This window comes from Pseudoalteromonas sp. NZS11 (genome assembly GCF_015864765.1).
In the GTDB taxonomy this organism is placed as follows: Bacteria; Pseudomonadota; Gammaproteobacteria; order Enterobacterales; family Alteromonadaceae; genus Pseudoalteromonas; species Pseudoalteromonas arctica.
The window spans coordinates 180090-200873 of sequence record NZ_JADYWP010000002.1; the positions used below are offsets into that span (position 1 = coordinate 180090).

Here is a 20784-nt window from a genome sequence, read left to right on the forward strand (position 1 = left end):
AGTAAACCGCTTAACAGGCATTATATAAAAGCTAAATTTTTAAAAAATTCCGTAGTAAATTTCTTAGTACTTTAAACACCTCTTGATTACTGTGTTGCTGATGCTGTAATACATCAACATTAGCCAACCAACCCATTTCTTCAAACTCAAGAGGAAGTTTAACCAGCTCACCACTTTGTACTGCATCTACAGCTACATGGTTTGGTAATAAGCACCACCCGTTACCTTGTATTGCTAGCTCGAGTAATACAAAGTAATTATCGGCATACCAAATCTCTGGGCTAATTTTTAGCTGAAAGCTACTTGTTTGCGTATTGCGAGAACGAAGAAGAAGTTGTCGATGTAGCCGAAGGCCATCCATATTTTCACATCTGATCCCCGCTAAAGGGTGCGATTTAGCAACATATAAATCAAATTTTACCGATCCAATACATTCATAGTCTAAGTAACTCGGTATATTTAATTCACTAAAAATAATACCCGTTATAGGCTTTTCGCTGTTTAGCATGTCAATTATGTCATGGCTGGATGCACTTAAAAACTCAAGCGATACGTAAGGATACTTACTTTGCAGCTTGCTAATAATACTCGCGATAGTTTTAAACGGGATCCCTTCGTCAAGTGCGATAGTGATTTCGGTTGGTGTTTTTTCGTTTAGTGCTAATGCAGAGTTTGTTAATCGCTGGTGTTGATTAAGCACGGCCCTAGCCTGGGGTAGTAACTGTTTACCGGCTTCGGTTAATTGTGGATAGCGCCCTGTGCGCTCAAATAATGTCGCATTACAGTCTATTTCTAAATTAATAATATGCTGGCTTATTACCGACTGCGCTTTACTTAAACCGCGCGCAGCAGCTGAAAACGATCCAGCTTCAACGGTAGCCACAAATGCTTGAAGCTGTTCAATACTAAACATATCGCTTTTCCCGATACTAAGTAACTAACACATATCTTTATAATGAATGAAAATACAGCCATCGTCATCAACTTAAGAAGTTATTTATATATGAACACAGCAGAACGTATTTTTCAGGCACTAATATTTGAGATGATAGCATTATCTTTTGTTGTACCTGCATCATCTTATTTTGGTGGGTTTGCAACAGGAAAAATGGCAATAGTAGGTATTGGTTTATCAATCTTCGCCATGCTTTGGAATTACATTTACAACATAGTGTTTGATAAAATAGTTGGGCATAACCGAATCGAGCGAGGTTTAGTAACCCGCATTACGCATGCATGTGGCTTTGAGCTGGGTATGGTGGTTATAACGCTGCCAATACTTGCTTGGTATTTAAATATTACATGGCTAGCCGCTACAGCATTAGAAGCTGGCTTTTTAGTTTTTATACTTATATACACGTATATTTTTAATGTGTTGTACGATAAGTACCAACCTTACAAAAAATGGGTTAATAAATCGCAATGTGCTTGATATTTTTAAGTTTATAAAAGCAAAGTTGTGGGGTATTGAGATCGTTTTGGCAAAAGCGCAATGGCAATAAATAACGGTAAACGTGGTTTTTAATTAAACCAATTAGCACTGCTCAATTGACTAAGTAGTGCTAATTTACTATTTGTACAATTTACCGGCTAACTGTAATGGGGGTTTACAGTAACTTTTTACTTTATATATTTAGCTCTTTCGATATGTTCCACACGCTCTCACCACCTGGATGAAGCGCTGCATGATACCGATATGCGTAATATGTAATAGGCACGTAATATGTAATAGGCACGTAATATGTAATAGGCACGTAATAATGCTTTTGACTACCTAATAACTAAGTTTAAAAACTTCGTTTTTAAACGCCAGCAAGCTGCGCTTATACAAATGCCCAACAATCAATGTACTTACTACTAAGCGTTGCTTGAAAATCAACCTCATTAGCTATAACGAGGTGTGCCAAGCAAATGGCACACCTATTTTGTTATGTGGGTATGGGGGCGTTTTCTGCAATAAGCTGTTTAGATTTCAATTCACTCCAAAATTCGCTTGGTATGGTAACTTTCATTGAGGCTACATTAGCTTTAATTTGCTCTGCCGTGCGTGCGCCAGGAATAATTGAGGATACCGTTGAAGGCGCCTCTGCAAACTGCAGTGCAGCTGTTTTAATATCAATCCCGTGTTTAGATGCAACTTCGCTGATTGCGTTAAATTTTTGCTGCATAGGTCCAGGTATTTTAGGTGAATAATTAAAGCGATTACGCCCAGCTAAAAAACCACCATTAAGCGGAGCACCAATAACCGCAGAAACACCTCGTTTATCAAGCATAGGAAAGGTTTTATCAAGTGCTTGCTTATGATCTAAAATTGAATATTGCAGCGCTAGTAAGCAAATATCGGGGTCTGACATATCAAGCGCTTTATAAATAGCATGAGGTGTATTTACTCCAAAACCCCAGCCTTTAATTATTCCTTCATCACGCATTTTAGTTAACTCAGGAATAGCTCCTTTGGCTGCCTGATCAAAATACTTAAGCCAATCATCTCCCATATCGCTATTTTGTGGAGATAAATCGTGAATATAAACAATATCAAGTGAGGCTACACCAATACGCTGTAGCGTATCTTCTATAGAGCGACGTGTACCCGATGCTGAATAATCATATTTATAATGAAAAGGTGAGTGATCAGCCCAGTGCCAGCTATTTTCTAAAGGCTCTGCGGAAGGAGTAAGCAAGCGGCCAACTTTTGAGGATAAAACATAATCTTCACGTTTTTTGTTTCGAAGTAAATCACCGAAGCGCCTTTCGCTTAAACTCAAACCGTAAAAAGGTGATGTATCAAAATGACGAATACCAGAATCCCATGCGGCGTTTAGCATTGTTAAAATTTCTGTATCGCTTGATATAGTGTTAAAGCCATTACCAGCGGCAAGGCCACCTAAGCCCATTCTTGCTTCTGGGCGATAATGCTTAGCGTTAGTAAGATCGTTTGTGGGTAGAGCAGCGCTTTTATCTATTGATCCTTTAGTTTGCATAACACTGCCGTTAGACATTTTTACCTTTAGTTGTTCAGCCAAAGCTGAAGCACTAAAAATAGAGCCTAAACTTAAAGCAGCGCCTGCTTTAATAAAATTTCTGCGAGATACCATGTAACTATTCTCCTTGAGTAAGGTTAAATATCTACGCTATAACCTAGTATAAATACCAACCAAATTCAAGCGAACGAAAAGTAATAAACACCAACATTATCAATAAGATGGTTAAATTAACGAGCGCTGAACACGTACTTTAATTAACATTTAGGAATGATTATTTTCTTTACTCGTACAGTACTTTAATATGCACAAAATAGTGCACTTTAATAGCTTGATAAAAAAGCAAACTTCCAAATTGGTGCACGCTTTAATACTCATTTACACAACATAAAAATGGTTACATTTATTCAAGTGTAAAAATTAGTAAACAAATCCGGAATACATAAAAAGAGTGAATACCAAAGCTTAATTAATCTCACTAGCAAAGCGATTGCGGTAACGCTTAGTTAATTTAACCGAACGTAGCTGGTCGCTAATTAAAGTAAATATTGGTGAAGCGTTTGTTTTTACAGGTTTACCTTGGCCTAAACGGCGTATTTGCCTTTTTACCAGTGCCATAGTGGCAAGCCCTGCGAGGGTTTTATCTTGCCAAGTAACATTGGGTAATACGGCTAGTTGCAGTGGCTCATTTTGCCATTTGTTTGGTAAATTTGGTTGGTATGCAAGCGCAGTGGCAATACCCACGAGGGCCACTCCACTTTCAATCACGTTGTTGGCAATAGATAAGCGACTAATGCCGCCGGTGGTCATTATTGGGATTGATGAGCGGTGGCTAATCGCTTTAGCAAACTCTAAAAAGTATGCTTCGCGGGCAAGTGTGCGTTCGTCACCTGTTTTACCTTGCATGGCAGGGGCTTCGTAGCTACCACCCGATAACTCCACAAAATCAACATTGAGTTCATTCAATAAATCCACTACAACTTGCGCGTCACTGGGTTCGAACCCACCACGTTGAAAATCTGCAGAGTTTAACTTTACCGAAACCGAAAGGGTGGGGGAGCAAGCTGCTTTAATACTGCGGGTTATTTCGAGAAGTAAACGGGCTCTATTTTGTAAACTTCCCCCCCATTTATCGTCGCGCTTATTGGTAAGTGGCGATAAAAACTGGGCAAGTAAATAGCCATGCGCTGCATGTATTTGTACGCCATTAAAACCTGCTTTTTCAGCTTGTAGTGCAGTTTGCGTAAAGCGGGTAATAACATCGTCAATGTCGGTTTGCGTCATTGCCTTTGGTACGCCAAATAAGTGCGAGTGCTTACCCATATTAAGTGCAACACTTGACGCTGATATAGCCTTTCCACCCATTTTTTTAAATACTTGCCTACCAGGGTGATTAATTTGCATCACCACTTTGCAATTATTTTGCTTTGATAAACGAGCAAGCTCTGCAAAGGCAGTAATATCGGTACTTTGCTCAAGCACTAGGCCACCTGGGCCTGTCATCGCTAAATGATCAACCATTACATTGCCAGTAATAATTAGCCCTGTACCGCCTTTAGCCCATGCGCTATAAACATTTTTAAGTGCTTGGGAGGGCGTTTGGTCCTCTTGTGCTAGGTTTTCTTCCATAGCGGCTTTGGCAATACGATTTTTTAATACTAAACCACTTGGCAAGGTAAAGGAGGTAAACACAGGGTTGCGCATAATTATTGGCTAATTAAATTGACATTAAAACAACTATAACCTTAAAGTTAGCTTGAAGGTCAACCTACTAAGTTTATGTAAAGTGGAGTTATTATTAGTTATGAAAATAGGCGAACTTGCAAAACTTACCAACATACCTGCCAGCACTATTCGTTTTTACGAAAGCAAAGGGTTATTAGCACCAACCACTCGCAGTGCTAATGGTTATAGGCTTTACACCCAACAAAACTTAGAAAAACTGCAATTAATTAAATTTTCACAAAGCTTGGGGTTTTCACTCAACGAAATACCTTTATTACGTAACGAAAACGGCGAGCTAAACCACACAGTAATAATCGAACGTTTAGAAAAAAAACAAAAAGAAGCTGACATTTTGATTGAGCAAATGCAGAAAAAGTCACAGCGTATTGGCAGTTTAACTGCGTTACTAAACTCTTATTGGGATAAAGGCGAATGCCTGCCAGAAAGTAAATTAAATGAATTACTAGAAGTGATGGATTACAAATAAACTAATACAGCTTATTCAGGGCCTGTTTATCTTTTGAGGTTAAATTTGCAGCAGACTGTTTGGTATTTAGGCAAGGCAGAGTCTATGTAGTGTGGTTATTCCCCATAAACAGACGATAACGTAGTATAAATGCCAAACATGTGCTGCCCTAAGGGTTCTGCCTAGGGGCAATTTACTCTTTGTAGCTCGGTTTTTACTTATTATTACATGGATGTAAGCCATTAGAATAACGCAGGAGCAGTTATCGAGCCCACTAAATTACAAACCTCGCGCCGCGATTAAATAGCCCCTAGATTGAACAAATTTTATCCTGAGAGGTCAACAAGCCCCAGTAAGCTGTATTTTATTTATGTTACTTAAGCTTTTTAATGCCAATTAACACACAGATGGCACCGCCAATAATACCCGCCCATGCTTCTATTGGTGTATCACCACTAAATGCGCGGCTTAACTGCGAAGCCGCCGCATCATAAACGTCATATCCCCACATAATTAAAGCGATACCTATAACGATTAAAACAATACCTATAATCTTATTATTCATAAACACCTCTGGTTTCTAACGTACATTATTTAACATACTTAATTGAAAACACTTAATAAATCTAATCAAGCTCTAGCTGCGCACGTTCAACGCTCTCACTAGGTAACTCTTTTTGTACCGATACACCAAGCTCTTTAAACTCTGATGCTTGTTTAATTAAATTACCTTTACCGCGGTATAATTGCGAGAACGCTTTGTCGTAACTTTCTTTCGCTTTATCAAGCTGCTTACCTACGCCTTCCATACTTAATAAAAAACCATTGAGCTTGTTATAAAAACGCTCAGCCCGATTTGCCAGCTCTTTTGAGTATTTGGTTTGCTCTTCAAAACGCCAAAGCTGTTTAACAATATTTAAACTAGTAAGCAGGGTAGTAGGTGTAGCTACCAGTATATTTTTTTCGATTGCTTGTTGGTAAATATCACTTTGATATTTAAGTGCTTCTACAAAAGCTGATTCTATTGGTACAAACATAACCACAACTTCAGGCGAATTAAGCCCTGGTAAACGGTCGTACGATTTACTCGCAAGCTCATTAATACGTGCTGTAACGGCGTTTACATGCTCTTTAATTGCTTGATTAGCATCTAGCTCATTTTCAGCGTTCACATAGCGTGTATAAGCATTTAATGATGTTTTAGCATCAATGACTAAGTGGCGGCCTTGTGGTAAGTAAACAACTACATCAGGGCGTAAGCGGCCATCTTCAGTGTTAAACGACACTTCGCGCTTATAATCAACGCCAGCACGTAAGCCAGCGCTATCTAAGACGTTTTCGAGCATGAGTTCGCCCCAATTACCTTGGGTTTTCTTTTGCCCTTGTAGCGCGTTGCTGAGCTTGTCGGCTTGATCTGTTATAGCTTGGCTTTTAGCTTGCAAATGCAATAGCTCGGTTTTAAGCGCGGTTCGTTGTTTTATGTCTTCAACATGTATTGATTCCATTTTTTCTCTAAAGCCTTTTAGCTCGCCTTGAACCGGTTTTAATAATTGTTCAATGCTTTCTTGATTTAAGGTTTTAAAGCTTTGTGATTTTTCTTCTAGAATCTTATTGGCTAGGTTTTCAAATTCTTTTTTGAGCATATTTTTACTTTGCTCAATTTGCGCGAGTTGCTCGGTAAAGCTTTGTTGTTTTTGCTCGAGGGTGGTGCGCATATTATTATATTCAACATCGCGTTGATTATATTGCTCACGAAGCGCTGCAAGCTCGCCTTCGGCTTTACGCCAAAAGTGATTGTATTGAATGCTTTGTTTTTCTTGTTCGCTAAAACGCGTTTTAAAATGCTGGGCTTCATCGCGCTGTTCTTGGTGAGTATGTTCTAGCAGTTCGTGATCTTCTTGCAAGGCACTATATTGCAGCTCTTTATTATCAAATTGATTTTGTAATAGGGAAAGCTGTTGCTGCTGTTCGCTTATTTGTAGATGTAGCTTTTTGCGAAGCTGTGTTGATACAACGCCGTAAAATACAACGCCTAACGCAACACCAGCACCGGCGCTTAGCCAATCAATATTAGTGAGTACTTGAGTGAGCATAAAATAAACTTATAAAATTTAGAGACATGCCATCATAACCAATAACAAGCAATAGAAGTAGGGGAGCAAAGAAATTACAGACATAAAAAAACCAGCTCAAAATAAGCTGGTCAAGTATTACTAAATTAAGTAATCAAAGGGAAAATCAACATGTGCCCGAGTAAGCTGCAACTTAAATACATAATCACCAAAATAACTAATATTACTGGGTGAGGCTATATAACAACAGGCATTAGAGTAGACCGGAAAACAAAATAATTAATTCAAATTAATTTACGAAAGATCATTTATTTTTATTCGGGTTGATTTAAACAAATCAAATTATAGGCATAAAAAAAGCCAGTTCAAAATGAACTGGCTTAATCATTACTAAAATTAGTAATCAAATAGGGGGAAATCAACATAAAACCTGTATTAACTGCAATTAATCAACAAGCATAATAGTAGACGCCGCTCTTTGAATTAAGTTCATAAAAAGATCAAAACTTTTAAAATAAAAATTGAATGCTAAATTTTGGACATAAAAAAAGCCAACTCAAAATGGGCTGGCTCAATCATTACTAAAATTAGTAACTAAATGGGGGGAATCAACATGAAAACTTGTATTAACTGCAATTAATCAACAAGCATAATAATAGACGCCACTTTTTTAATTAAGTTCATAAAAAAATAAAAACTTTTAAAATAAGTACTGCATACTAAATTTTGGACATAAAAAAAGCCAACTCAAAATGGGCTGGCTCAATCATTACTAAAATTAGTAACTAAATGGGGGGAATCAACATGAAAACTTGTATTAACTGCAATTAATCAACAAGCATAATAATAGACGCCACTTTTTTAATTAAGTTCATAAAAAAATAAAAACTTTTAAAATAAGTACTGCATACTAAATTTTGGACATAAAAAAAGCCAACTCAAAATGGGCTGGCTCAATCATTACTAAAATTAGTAACTAAATGGGGGGAATCAACATGAAAACTTGTATTAACTGCAATTAATCAACAAGCATAATAATAGACGCCACTTTTTTAATTAAGTTCATAAAAAAATAAAAACTTTTAAAATAAGTACTGCATACTAAATTTTGGACATAAAAAAAGCCAACTCAAAATGGGCTGGCTCAATCATTACTAAAATTAGTAACTAAATGGGGGGAATCAACATGAAAACTTGTATTAACTGCAATTAATCAACAAGCATAATAATAGACGTCCGTTTTTTAATTAAGTTCATAAAAAAGTAAAAACTTTTAAAATAAGTGCCGAACGCTAAATTTTAGGTATAAAAAAAGCCAACTCAAAATGGGCTGGCTTAATCATTACTAAAATTAGTAACTAAATGGGGAATCAACATGATGCTTGTGCTAACTGCAATTAACCAACAAGCATAATAGTAGACGTCCGCTTTTTAATTAAGTTCATAAAAAGATCAAAACTTTTTAAATCAATTTAGTTTTTAATTAGTGATAACATTTGTTGTTCATCAAACTTTGTAAAGCTCATTGATTTATCAGTAAATAACGCATCTACAAGGGCTTGTTTATCTTGTTGCATTTTAAATACTTTTTGCTCTATTGAATTACTCATTATGAGCTTATACACAAATACAGGGTTAGTTTGGCCAATACGGTAAGCTCTATCAGTCGCTTGCTTTTCTACTGCAGGGTTCCACCATGGATCAAAGTGAATAACTGTATCGGCTTGTGTTAGGTTAAGGCCTGTACCGCCGGCTTTTAAGCTAATTAAAAACACAGATGTTTTACCACTGGTAAACTCGTCGATTACTTTATCTCGGTGGCGCGTTTGGCCCGTAAGCATACTAAAGTTAATGTTTATTTCTTCAAGGCGTTGGGCTATTAAATCAAGTGCTGATGTGAACTGACTAAATATAATAATTTTACGACCGAGACTTAACATAAGCGGTAAGTGTGTTGTTAACCATTCAAGCTTAGCGGAGCCTGCTTGAGTGTCTGGATCTATTAATTTAGGGTGGCAACAAATTTGCCTTAACTTTAAAAGTGCCTCTAAAAATGCAAGTTTACTTTTTTGTGCGCCTTGTTCGGCAAATAAGTCTATTAGCTTCTCTTCTAATGAACGTGTAATACCTTGATACATTTCTTTTTGCTTAGGCTCAAACTCAAACTCTTTAGTTAGCTCTGTTTTTTCAGGCAGCTCTTGCGCTACTTGTGCTTTAGTGCGGCGCATTATAAAAGGCATAATTAACGCTTTTAACTGCTCAGCTCTCTCCATATCAGCTTCACGCTCAATAGGCGTTTGAAAGTGCTGCTTAAAGTGGGCTTGAGACCCAAGTAACGATGGCATAGCAAAATCGAGTAACGATTTAAGCTCAAGTAAATTATTCTCGATTGGAGTACCACTTAAACAAAGTTTAAAGTCGGCATTTAAGCGTTTAACTAATCGCGAAACCTGTGCGGTATCGTTTTTAATGTATTGTGCTTCGTCGAGGATTATATTTTCAAAATATAATGGCGAATAATATGCAATATCACGCTTTAAAAGTGGATATGTAGTAAGTATACACTGCGCTTGCGCTAAGTGCTGTAAAGGATCGTTACGATTTGAACCAAAAATAGTGGTGACTTTTAAGCTTTTAGCAAACTTAATAATTTCGTTTTTCCAGTTACTCACCAAACTAGTTGGACACACTATAAGTGTAGGGCCCGCTTGCGGGCGGTTAAATGTACTGGCTAAAAATGCAATAACTTGCAAGGTTTTACCCAGGCCCATGTCATCAGCTAAAATACCACCTAATTGGTGACGTTTTAAAAAGCTAAGCCAGTCAACACCTTGCTGTTGGTACTCACGAAGTGTTACTGAGTCATTTAAGCCATGTAATGAAACCTTAGTAATTGCTTTATCGGGACTATTTAGCTCTTGTAAGTATAGCTCTAATGAGTCGTCGTGAAGCTCTACGTTTATAGCAGTGTGCTTTACTAATTCAGGTAAATACGAAAGCGGAATATTAAATTCGTCTCGTGTTTTTACAAATTCAAAACGCTCTTTAAATTCATTTAATAAGTTAATTGCTGACTTATTAATAACCCCAAACTCACGACCAAGCGGATAGTAGTAAAATAGTTCACTTTGGCGATTTAATGACTGATATAGCGGGTCAGTATTAGTAAACAACAGCGATGCTTTAGCATCACATAGCAATACTTTGCAGTGCATTTGATGCCCTGCTGCGCGGTGTACATGTAAACTAACTTCACACTGCGGATTAGGACTCGTTACTTTACTTACACTTACTTGCCAACCACGTTGCTTAAAGCCAGGGAATACTTCGTATATTAGCCAATGCAAATGGATTGAAGACTGCTTTGTAAATACCAGTTCACTTTGTAAACCCCCTTTACAAAATTCAAATCCTAAGTTAATTAGTTCGTTAGTTACAGTATTTTCAAATGCACTATTAATCGTACTTGCAGGTGCTGCACCTGCTAAATAGTTTTTATTTTTATACTTAAATAACAACGAAAGAGATAAACCTTGATCGCCCATAGTTACTTTTAAAACAGCATTACTAGAGATTTTAGGCAATGTTGGCTGTAAATTAGTAGGGTGGGGTATTACACCTGCACCAAAGTTATCGGCAAGCTGCTTGTATATTCTATCAAAATTAGCGTCATGCAAAGCAGGCATAGTTTGTAAATGTGCTATTTCGTCTGCACTCAATGGGGTGCGAAGACGGCCCGCTTTTAAATGATCTAAATCGAGGTAAGTAGGTGGTGTTGTTTTTAATAAAGCCCAGTTTTGTGTTTGCTCAAGCTTAATAACTAATTGTGAGAGATCTTTATCTTGCTCCCAACTAAAACTTAATGCTTGGCCAGATTGCGCTTTAATTGGTACTCGAGAACGCTGGAAAAACAGGCGTTCTGTAGCTATCAACTGTTGTAAGGCACTAAAACCCCACTGGCCTTTTAGCTCAATACTTCCCACTGCATTTTGTGAGCGTATCCAACTAAATAATCTAAAATCACTTTCGAGTAAGTCACTCGGCGTTACAAAACTATTTAACTGCTGCTCAGTCAGGTTTCGACCTAGCGTGTAATTCTTTTTAGTCTCAACATTCGCTATTTTAGGTGTTAAGAATACTTTGTTATTTTCAATATCTAATACAAATAATAATACTTGCGATGGCGTGTTTTGATCACCACTTTTAAGTGCGCTTAATTCGCTAAACCAGTCATTAATAAAATAATCTTCGCCATATTCACCAGAGTGCTCTATTTTGAGCTTAAATAAAATAGCAGCTAAGTGTCGGCATTTAGTTTTTGCATTACACGTACAATGCGTATCAACAGAATAGCCAGTTGGTACTTTACTGATCTCAATACGTTGGTTAAACGATGATCCATTATCTACTTGTACAGTAGAGTCGACTACAGAAAAATTAGGGGTGTGTTCTAGCCAAGTGATTTGACCTTTCTTGTAATATTCTTTGCCTTTATCTAAAACATTTTCACGGAAAAGTTTTTTAATAAAGCGTTCAGACAGAGGAAACTGGGTAGCCTGCTCATTTTTAATTTCTTCAAAAATAGCCATTAAATCATTTTTTGATAAGTTAGCAGACATGTCACTCTAAGCATTAAATTTTAAAAATAATCCTGCCAGTATATGCCTTATGTGCTCTGAGCTAAAGCACTATTAACAAGATATAAACTGGTTGGAGCTGATAACTTAGTAAAAAATCGGTTTGTAAGTAAAAATAAGCATCCAATTTTACAAAATAATATTTAAAACAACTGCAATGGTAGAAGTTACATATAGTTAGAAACATAAAAGTAGGCATTACAGATCACGATTTTACTAACAATAATAATAAATGAAGGAATGTAGCTAAAAAGAGGATATTAGTTAGTAAAAAAGTGATCTTGAAGAAGGAATATGATTATTTAAAGAGGAAATAGGCTAGTAAAGATCAGATTTTTACTAACAAAACAATCTGCCAGATCACTATTTAACTAAGTAAATATGCCTGACAGATCATTATTTAACTAACTAATTAAAGGCACTTAATAACTTAGTTAATTGCTCTAAGCGCTTGTCTGTCATCACTTTATTATCAATTTTGATAGAGACATCACCGCTTTTTAAATTGCGTTGTACCGATATAAAGTTATTTTCTAGTACAGCTTCGCGCTTAACAGCTACTTGTGGCTCAGCAGTTAGGCATTTGGTGATCGCCATTGCACGCTTGTCGTCGCTTGTAATCGCATTTAACTCATCATCACTAGCAAGGGCACTAACAAGTTGATTAAACGCCTCTTCGTCTCGCTCCTTTGCGCTAACAAGCTTTTTAGCGACTTCGCGACCTACGTGATTAGCAGTAGGGTAAAGCGCAATGACATCAGCAGGAATTTGCTCATAAGCTTTAATGGCATCTGCAATTGCAGTATGCGATACACCTTCTATCGCGGCAATCTCTCTGTAAGATCCTTTTTTACCTTGCTCAATAAGCTCATTTTTAGTTTGTTGGTAAGCTTGGCCAAGCTCCCATAAACTAGGAGCAATGTATTGATCTGAAGATACAGCTAAAATTTTTGCATCTTGATCAGTAAAATCGCTTGAACTAAGTACTAAATAATCTGCGTTACCTAAAATACAGGCCATACGACGACGTGAACCTGCCAGAACTAAACTTTTGTCACCTTGATCCCAAAGTAGGGCAGGATGTTGATTTCGGCCATCCTCACGAATTGCAGGAAGAATGTCTGATACTGACTTTTCGTTTAGAAGTGCCTGTACACGACGATTTTTGCCATATACACCAGTGGTAGATTCAATATCAGCATGTGCGATCACTTTACAAACAAGCGTAATTTGACGAGCAGGGTCGCTCGGTGCAGGCATTCTAATTACATCGCCAGCATTCGCTTGTTCTAGTAATGCATCAAGACTACTGCTGCCTACAGCAGTTGCAAATGGATCTAAGCGGGTGTCATTTTTACGTTTTTTAGCCATTTTTATTTAACATCCTTACTTAGGGGTATTGAGTGTTGATTGAGTTGACTGCCAATTTGAACGAATAAGCATTTCTAGCTCATCGACCACATCTTTAATATTTTCTTGAGCGCGCATTAATGACTCACGACTTGCTAAGCTGTCTGATGCTTTTTGATCAAAAATAGTGTTGAAAGACGATGAACTAGCGGTAATCGCGGAGCTGTGATTGATTGGGTAGCTCATTACTTGGCGACCAAATGCACTACGAACATCTTTAACGATATCGCGCTGTGAGTGATTACCTTTCACATAGTTGGTCACTAAAAATTGCATAAAGTCCCAGCCCTCATGGCCAAGTGCTGCAACTGTATGGTAAATCTCACCTAGTCGTTTTAAATATTTGTTATTAGCATCAAAATCTACAGCTTCCGGATGAACAGGAATAAGCATCGCCGTAGAGGCCATTAATGCATTATAAAACATAAAGTTAAGGGTAGGTGCTGTGTCAATTAAGATAATATCAAACTCGTCTTTAACGGGATCAATTACTTTCTCAAGTAACTTGTGGTAATGGCGAGTTTGCTCATAATTTGAGGTATCTTTGAGCAATGTTGCCGTTTCGTGCTCAAAGTAAAAGTCATCCATACCCGATGGTAATACACGAATATTTGGGATATGCGTTGGTAAAAATGAGTTAGAGACAAATTCAGGCCATGTTTCACCCTCATCTAAATCTATGCAATCACGCATTAAATCACCAACAGTAATCGGGTCGTGCTCACTTGAAGGAAAAAAGCTTGAAGAAGAGCCTTGTGGGTCTAAATCTATAATACCAATGCGATAACGTTTAATATTTGTAGTTGCAAGCGCTGCCGCTATATTAACCATACTGGTAGTTTTACCGCAGCCGCCTTTGAGAGAATTAATTACAATAACTTGCAGTTTGTCATCACCAGTACGATGATCTGGTTTAATGTCCATAATATCGGCCATAGCAAAAATATTTACTAATGTGTAAGCATAGTGACCGTTAGCACCGCGTTTTATGTTTAAATCATCGAAGTCGCCATTATCATGACGTCTTTTTAAAGTACGATTATTACAACCTAATAAATCAGCAGCTGCTTTTTGTGTATACGTTCTTAATTCTTTTTCTTCTGATTTAAGATGGGCACGGTAGTGCTGAATACGTCCTTCTAATGATTTTTCAGCAACTTCAGCTGTGGCTTTCAAAAGCCGATAGGTACTTAATGCGTTATTGTTGATAGACATACTTTCTTCCTCAAAGTTAGGCAGTTAGTATAATGTCCATTCAAATAGCTGTAAACAACTATTTAAGACGACATGCATTTTAAAAACAAGACATCTAAAAATATTTTTACACCTTTAATATTGCTTAGTATAAATAAAGAAGTTTAAAGGTGGTTAAATATATAAGGTAATAAAGGTTAAGGGTGTAAAAATAACATATAACATTATGATTTATATGAATAATGTTTAAAAAAGCAGATCAGGTTTATACTTGGTTAAGATCAGATCTTTATCTACCTGCGGATCAGCTTTTTACTAAGGTCTATTTTAAATATAGAGTTATGCACAGGTTATGCATGAAGTTATGAACAAAAAGAGCCCTGCAGATCAGTTTTTTACTAAGTAAATTATAAAGTTATGCACTAGTCGCAACATAAAAATACGCTTTTAATTAGTATAGATCTGATCTGTACTTGGTACAGATCAGATCTATTCTAACTCGATAAGGCTTTATCCACAGGGGAATATATTTTTTGGTGTATTTGTCGTGCTTAATTTTAAAATTAAGCCATTGTAATGGACAAAATAACAGCTGAGTTAGTAAAAATTAGATTTGTGATAGTCCAGTTAGTATAAATATGATCTGAAATCGTAAGTAATGTACATCACTTAGTATAATAGTGATCCAAACGTTTTATTTAAAGTCAGATCACTTTTATACTAACTTAAACATTTAACTTTTGTTGCTTAATGTGTTGTTATTAGCTGTCGCAATAAAAATGGAAATAAGAACAATGAGCCGAAAGGTCAACATCTCGGTAGATAACTTGCCCGATACACTTAGGGGCCAAATCCACGGGGTGGAAAGTGCAATAGATAACGAAAGTTTAGCACTATTTACAGACAACAAAGACGTGCGAATTTCTATTGAAAATGCAGCACATGGATTACGTGCATATTCAAACACGTTTAATCACTATGATTTGTGGGGACGCTTTGTTCGCTCGGGCTATAAAAAATTGCCACTTGAAGAAGCGCCTAAAAAAACAATTATTACGCGTAAAATATCTGAAAAAGTAGATGGTATTTTGTACGATGGTGAAATAAAAATAACGCCAGCTGTTGTAAGTACACGCAAAGATGGCGAAGATGTTGAATACCTTGTTTGGCCATCAGATAGAGAAGAAAAAGTAGAGCGAGCACTTATTCGTTTAGCTTCTAAAGGCAAAATAGTTAAAATTAATTTTAAATCCGGTATTCAATACGCGGTTGTTTTTTCTATGAACGAATTAGCACAAGAACTCAAAGCGGTAGGGCAGTCAATGCCATATCCTGCAATAAAAGAGTCACTTGAAGCATTGCAAGGTTCTAAACTTTCATTTAAATATTCGGCAACAGATACTAAAAATTCTGATATAGATGATTCGTTTTACGAGTCAAACATGAACTTTTTATCGTCACTGCATTTTAGTGGCAAAAAAGGTCAGGGTGGCAATGTAAAATGTGTTGCCTGTTTAAATGCATTTGTTCATAACATGATTGATAACCTTGAATACAAAGGGTATTACTTTAATAGCGCTCAAGAATTAAAACGTGGATTATCGCGTTGGATGATGCTTCGTTTGTATCACCTTTGGCGTTATGCAGCACCAGGTAAAACGTACCATTTTAGATTACTTTCAATTATGGAAAAATACGGATCTATTTATTCAACTGATGATATTACCGAAAATAAATTAAAAGCACTTCGTCGTGATATGACCACCACAATGAAAGATTTGATTGAAAAAGGTGCAATATCAGAATACAGCATTACAAACGTTAAAGATGACAAAACCAGTAACATTATCGATTACACATACGAAATGCACCCGTCTGATCAGTTTTGCGATGAAATACTTACATTGAACAAACACAATAAACGCATTGAAATCCAAGGCGGTAAACGCATTGTTGAAAATGCCGTGCTGATTGATGAAGATAAAATTGAAGAAATAGTAGAAAAATAATAACCGTTATTTTAAATACTGTACGGATAACTAAAAAGGCCACACTATGTGGCCTTTTTAACATAATGACTACCGCTCAACCTGTTCTAAATATAACCTATCAACCAAAAAATCATACTCGCGCTTACGAGGGTGAGTTTCGGGTTTTTGATAATCAGGTAATATACCTAATTTTACGTCTGGTTCTGGATTAATCAGAATAAAGGGTAATGCAGCACTCACATGATAGCGATTTTGCGCCGTATATCTCACATTTACCTGTGGACTCACTCGAGTAGGGCGGCGAATTCTAAGTTTTTCCTTTTCGCCTAAACTAGCAACCCGTAATTGTTCTTGAGCTACAAGTGATTGCCATTTTTGTTGATCTATCATTCTTGGATTTCGATAACTGGCCGATTTGTCGAGCATTTCGAGAGCCATTTTTTTAGTCAGCGTTTTAGTTGCGTGTTTATGCATCCAAGTAAACCTAACCGAAAATGGCGATTCGCTTTCACTATGAATTTTACGATATGCAGCAAGCGTTATTAAATTTGGTATAGCATTGTGAACTGCTTCAAATCGAGCATCGTTGCTATCAATAGCTAAAATACATTCTTTAAACGTAGTTTTAGCTTTATTTACTTGAGCTATACGATTATTTAAAGCTTGTTTATCTGCATTTTTAATGACGAGCAAACCAGGGTGTCTTTTTAAAACACGACTGCTTAATCCTGATTTTTTATACATGTCTGAAAAAGAGTTTAGGATTGCTTTTTGAGCAGGTACTCCAGTGATTTTAGAAACAAGTATAGATTCTGGAACTTTACTCTCATCGAAACTACTTACATCTGGTAATTGATAATATTCCGCTTTGGAGAATTCACACTCTTTTAGTTCTTCAATCAACCTCAAAGTTAATTCGTTCATTAAATCAAACTGACTTCTAATTTGTACCTTAGTTACCATTACACACCTCAAAGAACACATCTTACTAGTCTTATATTATTACATGCACTTTGCTTTGTCTAAATAAATAACAAATAGTACTCGGGGCTCATAGTAATATTATATTTCAATTAAGTATGATGTGTTCTTTAACGTGGGAATATATAAATGAAGAAAGATTGAAACTCCTTACTAATTCATATGACATTGGAGTATTTACTTTGTCGTATATAAAAAGGCTAATACGCCAAGTGCTAGATTATCTAAGTAGTAGGTGGTAAAACTAAGTTTAGAAAAATGAGTTAAGCGGAGTTATATAATTTTCATATATTTATCTAACCGTCTTAGCATTCATTATTATTTATAATTACTGACTCATATTACACCGTGTTGGCAGTATGGTGACAAGCTAAAGGTTACAATGACTACAAATGCTTTTTGATATCAGTTCCCCTTTAAAGATACTTCTAGCAGTGGGGGCTTTAATCATGGTGAACTGTTAAGTAACACTATCACTTTGAAGAGAAAACTTAATGGCCTACCACACCTTTGAGTTGTAGCACTTGTGAATATAGTCCAGCATACGAGTGCTATACAAGACTATGCGTCTAGGTTTTAAAGCGCAGATAAATGATTACCACAAACGCTTTTATCATACATTAAGGTCTGCACATAGCACTTGATAGCTATTAATTAATTGCCCGCGTAAAGTTAAGATTACAGAAGCAGTCATTTAAGTATGATGTGTTCCTATCTAAATTACGTATAACATACCCTTATGTACTATTTATTCTCAATGCGTTAAAATTGTAAATAGTTAGCTCTAAACTCATGTATTTAAACACTTTATTTTATTCGAAATAAAACTAAAGTGTATGTTATATAACCACCTAGGTTAAGTAAGATTACTATTATACTTAACTCATAACTAAATAATTGGAAAATAGTGAATTTAGTCCTTGAACATAGGGGCCTGCATACGTTAATTTCTTCTTATCAGGTAATGTAGGAATGAGGAAAAATTATGCAATCGTGGAACCCAAATAGCTGGAGAGAGCTGCCAATACTGCAGCAGCCACAGTACCCGGATCAAGAAATACTTAAATCAGTAGAAAGCCAATTAAAAACGGCACCACCTTTAGTTTTTGCTGAAGAAACAAGAAGCCTATTCAAACAGCTTGAAGATGTGTGCGAAGGGCGTGCTTTTTTACTTCAAGGTGGTGACTGTGCAGAATCATTTAGCGATTTTAATGCCGCTAACATTCGCGATACATTCAAAACAATCTTACAGATGGCTGTTGTATTAACTTACGGCGGTAAATGCCCTGTAGTTAAAATAGCGCGCATGGCTGGTCAATACGCTAAACCTCGTTCAGCAGACTTAGAAACAATTAATGGCGTGTCTTTACCATCTTACCGTGGCGACATTATTAATAATATCGAGTTTACAGAAGAAGCACGTATACCCGATCCACAACGCTTAATGACTGCATACCATCATAGTGCCGCTACGTTAAACTTATTACGTGCTTTTGCACAAGGTGGTCTTGCCGATCTTCACCAGGTAAACCGTTGGAACATGGGCTTTGTTGCTGCAAATCCACTTAAAGAAAAATACCAACAGCTTGCTGATAAAATTCAAGACGCACTAGAGTTTATGGAAGTGTGCGGAATTAACTCTACAATTGCGCCAAGCTTAAAAGAAACCGATTTATACACTTCTCACGAAGCGTTACTACTTGGTTACGAAGAGGCGCTTACTCGTCGCGACCACTTATCTGGTGATTGGTACGATTGTTCTGCTCACTTTGTTTGGATTGGTGAACGTACTCGTCAACTAGACCATGCACATATTGAATTTTTTAAAGGCATTAAAAACCCAATTGGTGTTAAAGTTGGCCCAGGTATGGACCCAGATGACCTAATTCGTTTAATTGATGCATTAAACCCAGATAACATTCCTGGTCGTTTAACGCTAATTACGCGTATGGGTGCAGATATACTTCCTGAAAAACTTCCAGCACTAGTAAGAAGAGTTCAACAAGAAGGCCGTAAAGTAATTTGGAGCTCAGATCCAATGCACGGTAACACTGAAAAAGCGACATCAGGTTACAAAACACGTAACTTCGACAATATTATGCGCGAGATCAGTCAGTTCTTCGCTGTACACAAAGCTGAAGGTTCATACGCAGGTGGTGTTCACCTAGAAATGACAGGCCAGCACGTTACAGAGTGTACTGGCGGTGCTTACGGTTTATCTGACGATGACCTAGCACAGCGTTACAAAACGCAGTGTGATCCACGCCTTAACGCCGACCAAGTATTAGAGTTAGGCTTTTTAGTAGCTGATTTACTAAAAGACGCACGTAAATAATATTTGTTGATACTAAAAAAACCGCTTAATTGCGGTTTTTTTGTTTTTAATTTTATTAGTAAGTTAGTACTTACGTCGCTCTAAATCTGTTTCTATCAGTATTTTAGCAGATATTTCTTCAACAGAATGATGCGTAGAATTAAAATAAGCAATTTTATGACGCTTATACAACATTTCCACTTCGCGGACCTCAATACGACACTGTTTAATTGAAGCATACTTAGAGTTCGCCATACGTCGATGCCTAATAGCCGCAAGTCTCTCAGGGTCAATCGTAAGTCCAAATAACTTATGTTTATAAGGGACTAAGCACTTAGGCAAACCTTCATTATCTAAATCTTCTTCTGTAATAGGGTAGTTAGCTGCTTTAATGCCGTACTGCAGTGCTAAGTATAAGCTTGTGGGTGTTTTACCACTTCTGCTAACACCAATTAAAATGATGTCTGCTTCAGAAAAGTTTTTAATATTTCCGCCATCATCATTCATAAGTGCATAGTTAACCGCATCAATTCTAAAATCATAACTTTTTTCGTGGATAGAATGCGTACGATGCATTTTAGGAACTGGGGCTACATTGAGTTCTTTTTCTATTTTTTCGCTATATGTAGTTAAAAAGTCATACGTGACTGCATCAGCCGATTTTATAATTTCACTTAAATTGTGGTTAACAAAAGTAAAAAAAACAAATGGCTTTTCGCCTGTTTTTGCAGCGGTTGCATTAATTAATGCTTTAATTTCGTGCGCTTTCTCTTCAGTTTCTACAAATGGAATTGTTTTATGATTAAAATCGATAGGAAACAACGACAAAGTCGCATGCCCAAACACCTCTGAAGTAATAGCTGTTCCATCTGATATATAAAAAGCAGTTCTCATAATTAACCTTTTTATTGCGTTTAAATCCCTAAAATGGGTTTCTCACGGTTTACGTGAGGACTATTGCCAGTGTAGAATGATGATGACCTTTATAAAAGGTTTTCTTTCTTAACTCTCAC

General features: G+C 36.7%; 14 protein-coding genes. 4 read left to right on the forward strand and 10 right to left on the reverse strand.

Features of this window, described 5'->3' with window-relative positions; translation table 11 throughout:
- Positions 1-31 precede the first annotated feature (31 nt).
- Entirely contained in the window at positions 32-913 is an 882-nt protein-coding gene (locus I6E82_RS04560) for a LysR family transcriptional regulator (RefSeq protein WP_197116926.1), read from the reverse strand.
- 90 nt (positions 914-1003) lie between these two features.
- Between I6E82_RS04560 and I6E82_RS04565 the strand changes: the two genes are divergently transcribed.
- A complete protein-coding gene (locus I6E82_RS04565) occupies positions 1004-1432 on the forward strand; it encodes a PACE efflux transporter (RefSeq protein ID WP_010552903.1) in 429 nt (142 codons plus the stop codon).
- 496 nt (positions 1433-1928) lie between these two features.
- Here the strand turns inward: I6E82_RS04565 and I6E82_RS04570 are convergent, their stop codons facing one another.
- Positions 1929-3095, reverse strand: a complete 1167-nt coding sequence (locus I6E82_RS04570; RefSeq protein WP_197116927.1) for an aldo/keto reductase — start codon at positions 3093-3095, stop codon at positions 1929-1931.
- Between the two features lie 351 nt (positions 3096-3446).
- The gene (locus I6E82_RS04575) at positions 3447-4685 is read right to left on the reverse strand and encodes an NADH:flavin oxidoreductase/NADH oxidase family protein (RefSeq protein ID WP_197116928.1); all 1239 of its coding nucleotides are present in this window, start codon (positions 4683-4685) and stop codon (positions 3447-3449) included.
- Between the two features lie 100 nt (positions 4686-4785).
- Between I6E82_RS04575 and I6E82_RS04580 the strand changes: the two genes are divergently transcribed.
- Positions 4786-5193, forward strand: a complete 408-nt coding sequence (locus I6E82_RS04580) for a MerR family transcriptional regulator (RefSeq protein WP_007583676.1) — start codon at positions 4786-4788, stop codon at positions 5191-5193.
- A gap of 352 nt (positions 5194-5545) precedes the next feature.
- Here I6E82_RS04580 and I6E82_RS04585 read toward each other — a convergent pair whose 3' ends face one another.
- The 5 genes from I6E82_RS04585 to I6E82_RS04605 form a co-directional block, all read right to left on the reverse strand.
- Entirely contained in the window at positions 5546-5737 is a 192-nt protein-coding gene (locus tag I6E82_RS04585; RefSeq protein WP_007583678.1) for a DUF3185 family protein, read from the reverse strand.
- A gap of 61 nt (positions 5738-5798) precedes the next feature.
- Complete coding sequence (gene rmuC / locus I6E82_RS04590; RefSeq protein WP_007583680.1) at positions 5799-7265, reverse strand: DNA recombination protein RmuC; 1467 nt, start codon at positions 7263-7265, stop codon at positions 5799-5801.
- Between the two features lie 1451 nt (positions 7266-8716).
- The gene (locus tag I6E82_RS04595; RefSeq protein ID WP_010552907.1) at positions 8717-11863 is read right to left on the reverse strand and encodes a DEAD/DEAH box helicase; all 3147 of its coding nucleotides are present in this window, start codon (positions 11861-11863) and stop codon (positions 8717-8719) included.
- A 426-nt stretch (positions 11864-12289) separates the two neighbouring features.
- Complete coding sequence (locus I6E82_RS04600) at positions 12290-13252, reverse strand: transcriptional regulator (protein ID WP_101217266.1); 963 nt, start codon at positions 13250-13252, stop codon at positions 12290-12292.
- A gap of 15 nt (positions 13253-13267) precedes the next feature.
- Complete coding sequence (locus tag I6E82_RS04605) at positions 13268-14506, reverse strand: AAA family ATPase (protein ID WP_007583176.1); 1239 nt, start codon at positions 14504-14506, stop codon at positions 13268-13270.
- 773 nt (positions 14507-15279) lie between these two features.
- On the opposite strand from I6E82_RS04605, the gene I6E82_RS04610 reads away from it, so the two are divergent.
- Entirely contained in the window at positions 15280-16494 is a 1215-nt protein-coding gene (locus I6E82_RS04610) for a replication protein A (protein WP_197116931.1), read from the forward strand.
- 69 nt (positions 16495-16563) lie between these two features.
- Here the strand turns inward: I6E82_RS04610 and I6E82_RS04615 are convergent, their stop codons facing one another.
- Positions 16564-17439, reverse strand: coding sequence for a DNA replication terminus site-binding protein (locus I6E82_RS04615; protein WP_024591591.1), 876 nt, complete (start codon positions 17437-17439; stop codon positions 16564-16566).
- 1003 nt (positions 17440-18442) lie between these two features.
- Between I6E82_RS04615 and I6E82_RS04620 the strand changes: the two genes are divergently transcribed.
- On the forward strand, positions 18443-19792 hold the full coding sequence (locus I6E82_RS04620) for a class II 3-deoxy-7-phosphoheptulonate synthase (protein ID WP_008167282.1): 1350 nt from the start codon (positions 18443-18445) through the stop codon (positions 19790-19792).
- 63 nt (positions 19793-19855) lie between these two features.
- On the opposite strand, the gene ppsR is transcribed toward I6E82_RS04620, so the two are convergent.
- Positions 19856-20665, reverse strand: a complete 810-nt coding sequence (gene ppsR, locus I6E82_RS04625; RefSeq protein WP_007583184.1) for a posphoenolpyruvate synthetase regulatory kinase/phosphorylase PpsR — start codon at positions 20663-20665, stop codon at positions 19856-19858.
- Positions 20666-20784 lie beyond the last annotated feature (119 nt).